Genomic DNA, 12,399 nt, shown 5'->3' with positions numbered 1-12,399 from the left:
CTATACATTTGACGACATTTCTGATATAATTGAATATATCTGCAATCATACAACTTCTATATGAGAGGCTCAGTCACTTCAATATTCACCATACTGCCAAATGCCGGGATATGATCAAACGGTCTTTCATCATCGATACTTCCTGCCAAAATCATGGCATGAAGTATCGTCCCTCCATGTGTAAAACACAGGACTGACTTATACCCATCTCGGATACATTCATTTATAAATACTCTCACCCGCCTTTGATGATCCTCAAATGACTCTCCTCCTGGAGTGACCTTATGTCTCCAATCATTGAAGTATTCTTCAAGCTGATGCTCTTCAATTTCTGCATAAGATTTCATTTCCCAATCACCGAAATCCATCTCGGCAAGATTATCATCAACATCCGCATATCCAAAACCACAAAATTCTGCCAATCGACGACAACGCGTAAGTGGACTTGTAAACACCCTATCAAATTTATTATCTCCAATATTCATCCTGACGATCTCCGCCTCGGCTTCAAATGTACTTTTCAACAACACATCTGTCTTCCCATATATAGTCCCCTTTGGCACATCAGGAGTAGTGTGCCGAATCAACGTTAATTTCATATATACATCGCCACAAAAATTATACAAAACACCAATTCCGTCATTATATAGACAGCCCCACAACAATCTCCCGTATATCCTCCTATCTTCTTTTTCAAGTATAACATCAGAAGAAAGGATACGGCAAATGCGCCCAACGAAGCAAAAAGGAATATATATGATAATTCCATAAAAACAACTGACATAACAACCATAGGCATAACACCCAATACAAATGCCAATACAGTATCCATTACACCCGGACGATTATATGACACTGCATTTTTTGACACATTTCTCCTTGCATACTCCAAAAATGATAGCATTCTACCTGAACAAAATTTTCCCCATGGGTCCGCGCCTAAAATCATGCAGACACCACCTTCAACAGGCAATGATGATAACAGAGACACAATAAGGCAAAACATTACAATCAGCGAGATCACACCGTATGTGCCCACATGAGAATCTTTCATTATCGAAAGAATCTTTTCCCTATCACGTCCGCCTCCAAACCCATCAAAGAAATCTGCCAATCCATCTTCATGGTATCCGCCTGTAGCCATCATGCGGCAACCAACAGCCAAAATTGCAGAAGGCAACGGTGGAAGCATCTGGCAAAGCAATACATATATTCCTCCACATATAAGTCCTGTAATCCAGCCGCAAAATGGCCACCAAGTGACCACATTCCTATAAGATTCAGAAGACAGATTGGGAAAAATCCTCCAAAATGGGATTTTTGTAAACATCGTTAATGATGCTATTGCCTGTTCCGCGAGCCTGTTCATGTAAAATATTTTGTGACACTTACCTTTTTAAAACTATCCATTTCATTTATCATTCTCACCGCAGAATCAACTATCGGATAGGCACAGACTGCACCGGTGCCTTCACCAAGACGCATTGACAGGTGTAAGACCGGACGGCCACCAAGTATTTCCAACAATTTCTTATGACCGGACTCATCTCCGACATGACCATATATGACATATTCTTTTACTTCCGGATAAAACATTGAGGCAGCCAACAGACATGCCGACATTATGAACCCATCCAACAAAATAACCATTTTAAGTTCAGCAGCCTGAAGCATAGCTCCGATTGCCATCACCATCTCAAACCCTCCGTATGCGCAAATAGCTTTTTCGGGATTACTTCGCAAATACTGCTTATCATAACGGTCAAGTGATTTCTTGAGGACATTAAGTTTATGTCTGACTCCGGAGGAATCAAGTCCAGCTCCTGCCCCTACACACCTCTCCAAATCAACATCTCCGAAAATTGACATCCATAATGACGAAGAAGATGTATTGCCACTACCCATTTCTCCAAAACTTACAACGTTGCAACCCTCAGCATATATTTTTCTAACTACATCTGCACCCGCCTCTATCGCTTCATTCATCTCATCAATAGACATTGCATCCTCATGCAAATAATTACGGGTACCTCGGGATATTTTCTTACATAAAATTCCCAATTCTTCAGGGAAATCAAAATCAACTCCGGCATCAACTAACATCAATTTAAAACCATGCTGATTACACAAAAAATTGATTCCGGATGTACCTGTAGCGAAATGAATCATCTGCTGGTATGTCACCTCCTTCGGAGAAAGACTTATACCCTCCTCTATTACTCCATGATCTCCTCCAAACAAAACGTTATACGGATTCTTCAGACATGGCGACAATGTTTGCTGAATTAAAGACACCCTTAATGCTAATTCCTCCAAGAAGCCTAATGAACCCTTAGGCTTTGTAAGGAAATTGATTTTTTCAATTATATCATTCTCAATCCCTTTATCAGGAGAATCGATCTTAAATTCTTTCATTACCAAAATATTGATGTTTTTGCTTGATGTCTGATTATTTTTTATTTAAGTCTTAATGGAATTCCGGAGACTATCATGTATACCTCGTCTGCGACAGATGCCACATACTGATTAAGTTCACCCTGAAGATCAGAAAAATCACGTTGCATTTTATTCGCAGATATACCACCCAGTCCTATTTCATTACTCACGACCACTATTGTCGAGCCTACATGATGAAATAGTCTATCAAGTTCCATTTTTACTGAATCATACGCAATTTCCGATTTTTCTCCACATGCGAAGAAATGATTTGTCGCAAACATTGTCAGACAATCAAGCAACACGGTCTTATTCGTGAAATCAGCATCAAAATGAAGTGGAGACTCAATCGTATCCCAATTGTCGCCTCTTCTTTTTCGATGTTTTTCCACTCTCAAGACCATCTCCTGATCTGAGATCTCCGCTGTGGCAAGATACACTGGATTTTTTGAATTTGCCAAGACATAACTCTCAGCAAATCTACTTTTTCCTGATCTTTGCCCTCCGGTAATCAGAACAATCTTGCCATTCTCCATTAATTATTCGATTTAGTGATCATAAAATCAGATCAGAACGCAATCCTACCCTTTTGTGCCTGTTGAACCATCTTTTCTCCCGGCACAAGATAAATCTCCAATCTACGATTCTTATCCCTATTATCCATTGAATCATTCGACTTCAAGGGCATGTCATCTCCTAATGAATATGAAAATAAATAGCGAGTATCTGCTCCACTCTCATCAAACCAATCAAAGACTGCATTTACCCTATCTGTCGTAAGCTGTTCTCTATACAAATCTGATCCGGTGTTATCAGTATGCATGACAAGCATTACCCTATACATATCCGGATCCTTCAGATACCGTCTTATCGGAGCAAGATAATCTCCCGCATCACGACGCAGTTCTGTCATATTAGGAGCAAATAGCAAATGAGCAGGAATCGTGACTAACAGCACTTCCTTGTTTCGGAATGCCTCTACCGTACATTCACCTTTTGGAGTATACTTCCCATTAAGCAGACGAGTCTTACCCTCCTTTGTCTGGAACTTCTGAATCAATTCTGAAGTTTTACCAACATCTACAGAATTCAGCATCTCAATAAAATCCATACTATCAAGATCACTAAATCGGGCAGTTGCCGACACAGTAGAGTCCTGTGGCTTAGGCTGCTTACCATTAATTGTTACCGGAGACAACATAATCAGGCAACACCCTGCAATACTATTAAATAAAATCTTCAAGCGATTCTTCATAATCCAATTCTGCCTTTACGATAAGTTCCACGTCTTTTGAATCCATAATCAATTCTTGATCATTCTTCACCTCTTTTTTCACGTATTTAACGAGATCGTCCACATCAAGCTGCTCCTCTTCTGTCTCTATAGAGTTTAACGAAAGATATCCATTATCCTCATAATAGTCCCAAATTATATCTACTATGCTCAATATTTCATCATCGTCATATTTCTCCCTTATAGATTCAGGAAGTTCCGCACGAATGAATTTTACGGCATTATCCTCATTAAATGAATATTGATTATTTTCCATATTTCTTGCTATTTTTAATAAATATAATTTCGACTCCCGACTTAGTTGTCATTTGTCTTTATTCTTTTTATTAAGGTCAATCAAGCCATCCGGCAAACTCATTTTTATAACTTTATCCTCATCATTGATTTCTTGTATAAAGTCATCCACAACAGGGATAAAAACCTCATCTCCTTCAGGGGTATCAACTACAAATAGAAGATTCTCCGTAGATGAGTCAACCCTCGACACAACGCCTATCATCTCTTTGGATGAATCATCAAATACACCATAGCCACTGAAATCATCCTCCTCATAGACATCGTCTCCATCCAATTCCAGGAAAGATACCAATTCTGATTTAATACCATAGATTGTTTTATTCACAAAATCCTTTGCATCGTATTCCGAATCAATACCTTCAAGTTTTATCAGATATGATGTAGAACCTTTAGGTCTCACCGACGAAGCAAAAAACGGTACAAATATTCCATCAATATCTACCACTACAGCATTACCTTCTGACACATATTCTGAATCAATATCCAAAATTGCATTCAATTCTCCTTTGAGTGCATGTGTCTTCTGGAATTTACCTATTGCCTTTATATCCTTCTCTTCTATCATTCCTCACTTCTTATAATATGGGCTCCAAGCTTATTCAAGCGTTCATCTATTCTTTCATAACCACGGTCTATCTGATTGATATTTTGTATCCGGCTCGTACCCCTTGCTCCCAACGCCGCTATGAGCATCGCTATTCCGGCACGAATATCAGGTGAGACCATATTGGTAGAATGTAAACAATGAAACTTACCGGCTCCGATTACAGCAGCACGGTGTGGATCACACAATATTATCTTTGCTCCCATATCTATCAATTTATCCACAAAGAACAAGCGACTCTCAAACATCTTTTGATGAATAAGCACACTCCCCTTAGCCTGGGTGGCAACCACAAGAAATATACTTAACAAATCAGGAGACAAACCGGGCCATGGAGCATCAGAAAATGTCATTATAGATCCATCCATAAACGAATCTATGGCATAAATCTCGTCTTGTCTGACATGAATGTTATCCCCCTCAACCTCCATATTCACTCCAAGACGACGAAAACATTCCGGCATTATTCCCAAATCATCTATACCCACATTCTCCAACACAATATCCGAACCGGTCATGGCCGCCACTCCTATAAAGCTGCCCACCTCTATCATATCGGGAAGCATTTTATGATCAGTCCCACCAAGATAATCCACCCCACAGATTGTAAGCAAATTCGAACCGATACCAGTTATTTTAGCACCCATTCTTACGAGCATCTTACACAATTGCTGAATATATGGTTCGCATGCCGCATTATAAATTGTTGTGACTCCGGAGGCAAGCACTGCTGCCATTATGATATTGGCAGTGCCTGTAACCGATGCCTCATCAAGCAACATGTAACATCCCTTTAGACCGTTGGGAGCAGTAATATTATAATACTTTCCTAATTCATCATATTCAAATTCCGCCCCAAGTTTCTGCCAACCCCAGAAATGGGTATCAAGGCGACGACGACCGATTTTATCTCCACCCGGCTTAGGAAGTATTGCCTTACCAAATCTTGCAAGCAATGGTCCGACTATCATGACTGAGCCCCTCAAAGACTGAGCCTTCTTGCGAAATTGCTCAGAATAAAGATATTCGGTATCTATTTCTTTTGCACTGAAACTTACCGTATTATTATCTATATGCTCTGTCTCCACTCCCATTTCCTCTATCAGGGATATTAAGTTTCTTACATCCGCGATATCAGGGAGATTACTGATAACCACCCTTTCAGGTGTCAATAATGTAGCACAAATCACTTCCAATGCCTCATTCTTGGCTCCTTGTGGAGATATATTGCCTTGCAACCTATGACCTCCCTCAACAATTAGTGAACTCATGAATATGATGCTTTACTTTTTCTTTTTCGCTTTTTTACCACTCGCCTGTTGTGTCACATCAAGGTATTCATTCAGACGATAATTTTCCGGATCTATCTGAATCTTACCATCAGAAATTTCTGCTATATCCATAAATACACGTGCATCATTTGCCAATTCAGGATTTTGCATGACAAGAAGTTTCTTCATCTGATTTGCTATCAGGAAAATCAACTGATCTTTTTCCACACAGTTATCCATTACGGCAACTTCCTGTATCATCAACTGGATATTTCTGCCATAATGTCTGAATCTATTCACCTCCCCTCCGTATGGTATTTTTTTACGTTCCGGACTTAATTGATCTTTACCAATCACCTCACAGGGGAATTCTATGTCAAGCTTAAATCTTGACATTACATTAATGTGATCCCAAATCTTCTGTTTATCCCCTTTATCTCCAAGCATTGATGGGAAAAGAGTAGCCATGACTTCAGAGATTGCAACCGCACACCTTGTACGCTCCTCCTTATCCTCTATCGCCACACAATAATCAATCATCCGTTGTATGTTTCTGCCATACTCAGGCATGAGCAATTGCGACTCATTGGTATTATATGGTATTATTTTCATATTCATCTGATTATTGGATATACATCAATAAAATATTTAATGATATCCTTGGTTTGCAATTAATATCTGACGTTTTGACACCTACTTATTCAACACTCTATTTTTAGGAATTGTTGTCTGATATTCCTTTAGATAATTGGGAGTGGAATAAGCGACATCAATAAAACGGTTCTCCTGGAAATATTTCTCAGCCAATGCCATCATATCACGCGCATGAGGATTAATATTTTCCAACCATTCACCATTCTGTCCTCCATAGACACCTTTGAATTTAGCAGCGCCGTCACCAAAAAACACCACTTTACGATAGGGATAAAGATTTTCAAACGAACCTTCGTCAAGAATCACAGGACCTTCCTCTATAATATTTGAAAGCCTGAAATCTATTGCTCCGGCAAAGACCTCCATCCGCCTGGCATCTACCATTGGCACCAATATTTCGTCACCTTGCCATTCAAGATTTCGGAACATCGCCTTGACTGCCATTATCTGTAATGTAGATATTCCTATCAACGGGACACCAAGACTAAATGCCAAACCTTTTGCGAGAGATAACCCTATTCTAAGCCCGGTATAAGATCCCGGTCCAAGACTGACAGCCACTGCATCGAGTTTTTCCCCTTTTCTATTAACTTCATCCATGCAGCGTTCAACAAATGGAGCAAGTTTCACCGCATGATTCATCCCTTCGGTATCCTCCAATTGGAACTCCACCACTCCATCCTTTGTCAAAGCCACGCTACATGTCATAGACGATGTTTCAATATTTATTATTAGTGCCATTATTCTTTTCGATTAATTTTTGCATGATAAGCCTCCACACAATTTTGACCATCTATTGCAGCCGATACTATACCGCCTGCATATCCTGCCCCTTCTCCCGCCGGATAGAGATCCTCTACCGATATATGGTTTAAAGTTTCTTTATCCCTTGGGATTCTGACCGGACTCGATGTCCGTGATTCCAACCCCACCATCAATCCATCATGGGAAATAAACCCATGACATTTACGGTCAAAGATTTTAAATCCCTCCTTCAATCTACTTGAAATTTCTGTTGGCAACAGTAGATCCAGACGCGCGGCATGCACTCCGGCAGGATAAGAACTGCGAGGAAGGCTCTTCGAATCTTTTCCGGATATAAAATCTGTCATTCTTTGAGCCGGAGCATTTATTGAATTTCCTGATGCCTCAAAAAATCTTTTTTCAAGATTCTCTTGTAATGCCATCATCTCAAGTGGTCCTTCTGATTCAAATCCTGATATATCTCCCGGATGAAGTTCCACCACCATGCCAGAATTTGCCCATTGGCTGGCTCTTGCAGAAGCCGACATTCCATTGACTACAGACTGACGATCTCCCGACATAGCAGGGACAACAACACCACCGGGGCACATACAAAATGAATACACACCTCTTCCATCAACCTGAGTCACGAAACTATATTCCGCTGCCGGCAAATATTCCCCTCTACCATCTTTTGAATGATATTGCAAACAGTCTATCAATGTTTGGGGATGTTCAAGTCTGACCCCAATCGCAAGACCTTTTGCTTCAAGCGCAATATTTTCTTTATGTAGAAAGCGGTATACATCCCTTGCTGAATGTCCGGTTGCCATGATGACTGCACCCCTAACTTCTCCTGAATTTGTCCGCACACCTCTGACTACATTATCTTCAAGAATCAATCCGGTGACCTTCTCCCGAAATCTCACCTCTCCTCCACATTTCAATATCGTATTGCGGATATTCTTTATGACATCCGGAAGTTTATCACTCCCGATATGAGGATGAGCGTCCACAAGAATATCTTCCGAAGCTCCATGTTGATGCAGCAATTGAAGTATCTCTCTCACATTTCCCCTTTTCTTGCTGCGGGTATATAATTTACCGTCGCTATACGCACCGGCACCTCCTTCCCCAAAACAATAATTAGATTCATTGTCAACCTTTCCTTCCCGGCTTATTTTAGCAAGCTCTATCCTTCGTGTATCAACATCGCTTCCTCTCTCAAGCAAAATCGGACGGATACCCAACTCAATTGCCTTTAATGCTGCAAACAATCCTGCCGGACCAGCTCCTACTATCACAATCTGAGGAGCATCCTCCGGTAACTTTTTAAAAACTACCGGCTCATATTGAGCCTTAACTTTCAAGTCATCGCCTGTAGCGATTCTTACCGTAAGGTTAATCGCCACATTACGCTGACGAGCGTCAATTGATCGCTTTATGATTTTCAAATCATTTATGTCATTCTCCTTTATTCCACAATCCGTTGCCACCCTCTTTTTCAGCAAAGAAGGTACTGCCGCGATTTTGGGAGAAACCCTAAAGGAAACATCTGTTATCATTTCATACACTTTTTTCAAACTGCAAATATAATTTATTATATTGGATTTAAAAATATTTTGTATAAGTTAATATCGTTTTTTTATAATTTTCGTAATGAAGTTGCCTAAATCTCATCTACAGACTTTGAATATAAAGATCACGTATTATGTTTCAAATTGAAGATTTTTCACTAAATTTGCAGATGAAGTTGTTCGTCACACAATATTACAATGACATCTTTTCAAAGATGGATATATGTCAATTTCATGGGCAAACCGATAAGCCTTTGATGATACTTGATTTTAAATTATTTAAAATCAAAGGAATAACTTCAGATTTTCATCACTTTAATTTTTAATAATATGAGAGATATAACCAATGCCGGTTTTTTATTTGATTTAGACGGTGTGCTCATTGACAGCGAAAAGGAATATTCAAAAATATGGTCACAAGTAAACTGCGAATATCCAAGTGGCACCCCATCATTGGAAAAAATAATCAAGGGTTGCACCCTGGATAAAATTCTTGATGATCATTATCCAGATCCGGAAATCAGAGTCAAGGTAGTAAAACGTCTTTATGAACTTGAGAAACTAATGAAATACGATTATACCCCCGGAGCAGAATACCTATTAAAAAGACTTAAAGAATTAAAACAGCCCATAGCTCTTGTCACCAGCAGCAACGATGATAAAATGGCTCATCTTGATGAGGAAATCCCGGAATTGAGAGGGCTATTTGATTATATCGTGACAGCAGACCAAATATCCAAATCAAAACCGGATCCGGAGGGCTATCTTCTTGGTGCGGAAAAAATAGATCGAGACATCCGAAACTGCGTCGTATTTGAAGATTCTCTTCAAGGAGTAAAAGCAGGCAAGGCTTCCGGAGCATTCGTCATCGGAGTCGCCGGCACTCTTCCTAAAGAGACGCTTGCCCCTTATTCCGATATTGTCATTGATTCCCTAACAGAGCTTAATATTGAAGAGCTCGTCAAAATTGCCTCGCAACGAAATGAATAATAATATACCTCTGGCAGAAAGGCTTCGCCCTACATCTCTGGATGATTATATCGGGCAACAGCACCTTGTGGGAGACAATGGCATAATCAGGAAAATGATTGATTCCGGAAGAATCAATTCATTCATTCTATGGGGACCTCCGGGCGTAGGAAAAACCACTCTTGCAAAAATCATTGCAAAAACCACAGAAGCGGCCTTCTACACTCTCAGTGCCGTGACATCCGGAGTGAAAGATGTAAGAGACGTGATTGATCGCTGTAAAGCTGAAATGAGAAGCATGTTTACAACGGTCCGCCCTATTCTTTTCATTGATGAAATACATCGGTTCAGCAAATCACAGCAAGATTCATTACTTGGAGCCGTGGAACAAGGCATAGTCACTCTTATCGGTGCCACTACAGAAAATCCATCATTCGAAGTAATCCGCCCTCTTCTTTCAAGAAGCCAGGTCTACACTCTCAAGCCTTTGGACAACTCTGATCTTGAGACATTACTTGATCGTGCGTTACACAAAGACACTATCCTTTCCTCAAGAGATATTGAAGTGATTGAGAAAAAGGCCCTGTTCCGTTTTTCCGGAGGAGACGCCCGAAAGTTGTTAAATATACTTGATTTAATTGAACAATCCACTCCCAAAAATGAAAAAATAACTATCACCGACAATCTCGTCACTGAACGGCTTCAAGAAAATCCGGCTGAATATGATCGAGATGGTGAGATGCACTATGATATCATTTCTGCATTCATAAAATCAATCAGAGGAAGCGATGCCGATGCAGCCATATACTGGCTTGCACGAATGGTAGCAGGGGGAGAAGACCCAAAGTTTATAGCCCGACGCCTTGTCATTCTTGCAGCGGAAGATATTGGACTCGCTAATCCCAATGCCTTGTTGCTTGCCAACGCGACATTTGATTCAATCCACAAGATCGGATGGCCTGAAGGGAGGATCATCTTGGCAGAATGCACAATCTACCTTGCCAATTCGCCAAAGAGCAATTCTGCATATAAAGCTATTGGGGCGGCAATGGAGGCTGTAGCTCAAACCGGGAATCTCCCCGTCCCTTTGCATTTGAGAAATGCTCCCACAAAACTCATGAAAGACCTCGGCTATCATGAAGGCTACAAATATGCACACGACTATAAGGGGAATTTCGTAAAACAACAATATCTTCCTGACCAGCTAATCGAATCCAGATTCTGGATACCATGCGATAATCCTCAGGAAGCCCGAATGTGGGAAAATATTGAAAAATTACGTTCCGAAAACAGTTGACTGCTATATTTGAAAAATAATTAAAGAATTTTTTCATTATTTCATTGTTTTATTTTGAAGATATTAATAAAACAATTAAATTTGCCACGTATTCGTACTAAAACTTTAGATTTCATGAAAAAACACAATTTCTACGCAGGCCCCAGTATAATGAGCCAGTTCACCATTGAAGAAACTGCTAAGGCAGTTCACAACTTCGCGGATATGGGATTATCCATTCTTGAGATTTCTCACCGTAGCAAGCAATTTCAAGCGGTGATGGATGAAACGGTAGCTCTCTTCAAGGAGTTGCTCGAAATTCCGGAAGGATATAGTGTCCTGTTCCTCGGTGGCGGCGCAAGTCTTCAGTTCGCAATGGTGCCGATGAATATGCTTTCAAAAAAAGCTGCCTATCTTGACACAGGTGTATGGGCAAGCAAAGCAATCAAAGAGGCAAAATTATTTGGAGACGTTGACATCGTTGCTTCTTCCAAAGACAAAAACTACACCTATATTCCAAAAGACTTTGTAGTGCCTGCAGACGTGGATTATTTCCACTACACTTCAAACAACACTATCTACGGAACTGAGTTGCGTAAAGATCCTGAAGTTGGGGCTCGTCTTATAGCAGATATGAGTTCCGACATATTCAGCCGTCCTGTTGATATATCCAAATATGACCTTATCTATGGAGGCGCACAGAAAAATCTTGCACCTTCCGGTGTCACTTTCGTTATCGTCAAAGACGATGCCCTCGGTCATGTGGATCGCCCAATACCGACAATGCTTGATTATCGCACCCATGTAAAGAAGGGTTCCATGTTCAATACGCCGCCGGTTCTCCCGATTTTCTCTGCATTACAGACTCTAAAATACTACAAACAACTCGGTGGTATTCGCGAAATAGAGAAAATGGATATTGCAAAGGCAGAGACCCTTTACAATGCAATTGATGGCAGTAAGATGTTTGTCGCCACTGTTCCTAATCATGAAGACCGTTCTATTATGAACGTTTGCTTCGTGATGAAACCGGAATATAAAGAATTGGAAAAAGAATTCATTGATTTCGCTACTGAAAAAGGCATGGTAGGCATAAAAGGTCATCGTGACGTCGGTGGATTCCGTGCTTCTCTCTACAATGCGCTACCAATGGAGAGCGTGAATGCTCTTGTCGCTGCAATGAAAGAATTCGAAGCGAAACACTAATTTCCCCTAACAGGAACATAATCTAACAAAAGCAGACAGAAGGTAGTATTACTTTCTGTCTGTCAAACATC

At 40.4% G+C, this 12,399-nt stretch carries 14 protein-coding genes; 3 read left to right on the top strand and 11 right to left on the bottom strand.

Annotation, left to right across the window (positions count from 1 at the left end; all coding sequences use genetic code 11):
- Window positions 1-56: 56 nt before the first annotated feature.
- The 11 genes from cobC to E5331_RS16215 all read right to left on the bottom strand — a co-directional run bounded on the left by cobC (window position 57) and on the right by E5331_RS16215 (window position 8,865).
- Complete coding sequence (gene cobC, locus E5331_RS16265; protein ID WP_123481345.1) at window positions 57-599, bottom strand: alpha-ribazole phosphatase family protein; 543 nt, start codon at window positions 597-599, stop codon at window positions 57-59.
- The gene (gene cobS / locus E5331_RS16260; RefSeq protein WP_123481344.1) at window positions 596-1,369 is read right to left on the bottom strand and encodes an adenosylcobinamide-GDP ribazoletransferase; all 774 of its coding nucleotides are present in this window, start codon (window positions 1,367-1,369) and stop codon (window positions 596-598) included. The genes cobC and cobS overlap by 4 nt, the downstream gene beginning before the upstream one ends.
- The gene (cobT, locus tag E5331_RS16255) at window positions 1,366-2,415 is read right to left on the bottom strand and encodes a nicotinate-nucleotide--dimethylbenzimidazole phosphoribosyltransferase (RefSeq protein WP_123481343.1); all 1,050 of its coding nucleotides are present in this window, start codon (window positions 2,413-2,415) and stop codon (window positions 1,366-1,368) included. The genes cobS and cobT overlap by 4 nt, the downstream gene beginning before the upstream one ends.
- A gap of 41 nt (window positions 2,416-2,456) precedes the next feature.
- Complete coding sequence (gene cobU, locus E5331_RS16250) at window positions 2,457-2,972, bottom strand: bifunctional adenosylcobinamide kinase/adenosylcobinamide-phosphate guanylyltransferase (protein WP_123481342.1); 516 nt, start codon at window positions 2,970-2,972, stop codon at window positions 2,457-2,459.
- 32 nt (window positions 2,973-3,004) lie between these two features.
- Window positions 3,005-3,637 carry an OmpA family protein gene (locus tag E5331_RS16245; protein ID WP_168355275.1) on the bottom strand — a complete coding sequence of 211 codons (633 nt, stop codon included), beginning with the start codon at window positions 3,635-3,637 and terminating at the stop codon, window positions 3,005-3,007.
- A 25-nt stretch (window positions 3,638-3,662) separates the two neighbouring features.
- The gene (locus E5331_RS16240) at window positions 3,663-3,986 is read right to left on the bottom strand and encodes a hypothetical protein (protein ID WP_123481340.1); all 324 of its coding nucleotides are present in this window, start codon (window positions 3,984-3,986) and stop codon (window positions 3,663-3,665) included.
- 48 nt (window positions 3,987-4,034) lie between these two features.
- Entirely contained in the window at window positions 4,035-4,592 is a 558-nt protein-coding gene (rimM, locus tag E5331_RS16235; protein WP_123481339.1) for a ribosome maturation factor RimM, read from the bottom strand.
- Window positions 4,589-5,902, bottom strand: coding sequence for a UDP-N-acetylglucosamine 1-carboxyvinyltransferase (gene murA / locus E5331_RS16230; protein ID WP_123481338.1), 1,314 nt, complete (start codon window positions 5,900-5,902; stop codon window positions 4,589-4,591). The genes rimM and murA overlap by 4 nt, the downstream gene beginning before the upstream one ends.
- A 12-nt stretch (window positions 5,903-5,914) precedes the next feature.
- Window positions 5,915-6,514 carry a DUF4290 domain-containing protein gene (locus tag E5331_RS16225; protein ID WP_168355274.1) on the bottom strand — a complete coding sequence of 200 codons (600 nt, stop codon included), beginning with the start codon at window positions 6,512-6,514 and terminating at the stop codon, window positions 5,915-5,917.
- A gap of 81 nt (window positions 6,515-6,595) precedes the next feature.
- Window positions 6,596-7,297: a tRNA (adenosine(37)-N6)-threonylcarbamoyltransferase complex dimerization subunit type 1 TsaB gene (gene tsaB, locus E5331_RS16220; RefSeq protein WP_123481336.1), complete on the bottom strand. Its 702-nt coding sequence runs from the start codon at window positions 7,295-7,297 to the stop codon at window positions 6,596-6,598.
- On the bottom strand, window positions 7,297-8,865 hold the full coding sequence (locus E5331_RS16215) for an NAD(P)/FAD-dependent oxidoreductase (protein WP_123481335.1): 1,569 nt from the start codon (window positions 8,863-8,865) through the stop codon (window positions 7,297-7,299). Before E5331_RS16215 ends, tsaB begins: the two co-directional genes overlap by 1 nt.
- Before the next feature lie 342 nt (window positions 8,866-9,207).
- On the opposite strand from E5331_RS16215, the gene E5331_RS16210 reads away from it, so the two are divergent.
- The 3 genes from E5331_RS16210 (at window position 9,208) to serC (ending at window position 12,328) form a co-directional block, all read left to right on the top strand.
- Window positions 9,208-9,867 carry an HAD family hydrolase gene (locus E5331_RS16210; RefSeq protein ID WP_123481333.1) on the top strand — a complete coding sequence of 220 codons (660 nt, stop codon included), beginning with the start codon at window positions 9,208-9,210 and terminating at the stop codon, window positions 9,865-9,867.
- On the top strand, window positions 9,860-11,143 hold the full coding sequence (locus E5331_RS16205) for a replication-associated recombination protein A (RefSeq protein WP_123481332.1): 1,284 nt from the start codon (window positions 9,860-9,862) through the stop codon (window positions 11,141-11,143). Before E5331_RS16210 ends, E5331_RS16205 begins: the two co-directional genes overlap by 8 nt.
- A gap of 114 nt (window positions 11,144-11,257) precedes the next feature.
- Window positions 11,258-12,328, top strand: a complete 1,071-nt coding sequence (serC, locus tag E5331_RS16200; RefSeq protein WP_123481331.1) for a 3-phosphoserine/phosphohydroxythreonine transaminase — start codon at window positions 11,258-11,260, stop codon at window positions 12,326-12,328.
- Window positions 12,329-12,399 lie beyond the last annotated feature (71 nt).

It is taken from the genome of Lepagella muris (assembly GCF_004793975.1).
GTDB classification, from domain to species: Bacteria; Bacteroidota; Bacteroidia; order Bacteroidales; family Muribaculaceae; genus Lepagella; species Lepagella muris.
This window is presented reverse-complemented; position numbering and strand designations above follow the sequence as displayed.

Bases quoted from the DNA above. Each gene is read 5' to 3' on its own strand.
- E5331_RS16225 (WP_168355274.1), bottom strand. From the start codon at position 6,514: ATGAAAATAATACCATATAATACCAATGAGTCGCAATTGCTCATGCCT.
- E5331_RS16205 (WP_123481332.1), top strand. From the start codon at position 9,860: ATGAATAATAATATACCTCTGGCAGAAAGGCTTCGCCCTACATCTCTG.
- E5331_RS16215 (WP_123481335.1), bottom strand. From the start codon at position 8,865: ATGATAACAGATGTTTCCTTTAGGGTTTCTCCCAAAATCGCGGCAGTA.
- tsaB (WP_123481336.1), bottom strand. From the start codon at position 7,297: ATGGCACTAATAATAAATATTGAAACATCGTCTATGACATGTAGCGTG.
- murA (WP_123481338.1), bottom strand. From the start codon at position 5,902: ATGAGTTCACTAATTGTTGAGGGAGGTCATAGGTTGCAAGGCAATATA.
- serC (WP_123481331.1), top strand. From the start codon at position 11,258: ATGAAAAAACACAATTTCTACGCAGGCCCCAGTATAATGAGCCAGTTC.
- rimM (WP_123481339.1), bottom strand. From the start codon at position 4,592: ATGATAGAAGAGAAGGATATAAAGGCAATAGGTAAATTCCAGAAGACA.
- cobT (WP_123481343.1), bottom strand. From the start codon at position 2,415: ATGAAAGAATTTAAGATCGATTCTCCTGATAAAGGGATTGAGAATGAT.
- cobS (WP_123481344.1), bottom strand. From the start codon at position 1,369: ATGAACAGGCTCGCGGAACAGGCAATAGCATCATTAACGATGTTTACA.
- E5331_RS16245 (WP_168355275.1), bottom strand. From the start codon at position 3,637: ATGTTGTCTCCGGTAACAATTAATGGTAAGCAGCCTAAGCCACAGGAC.
- cobC (WP_123481345.1), bottom strand. From the start codon at position 599: ATGAAATTAACGTTGATTCGGCACACTACTCCTGATGTGCCAAAGGGG.
- E5331_RS16240 (WP_123481340.1), bottom strand. From the start codon at position 3,986: ATGGAAAATAATCAATATTCATTTAATGAGGATAATGCCGTAAAATTC.
- E5331_RS16210 (WP_123481333.1), top strand. From the start codon at position 9,208: ATGAGAGATATAACCAATGCCGGTTTTTTATTTGATTTAGACGGTGTG.
- cobU (WP_123481342.1), bottom strand. From the start codon at position 2,972: ATGGAGAATGGCAAGATTGTTCTGATTACCGGAGGGCAAAGATCAGGA.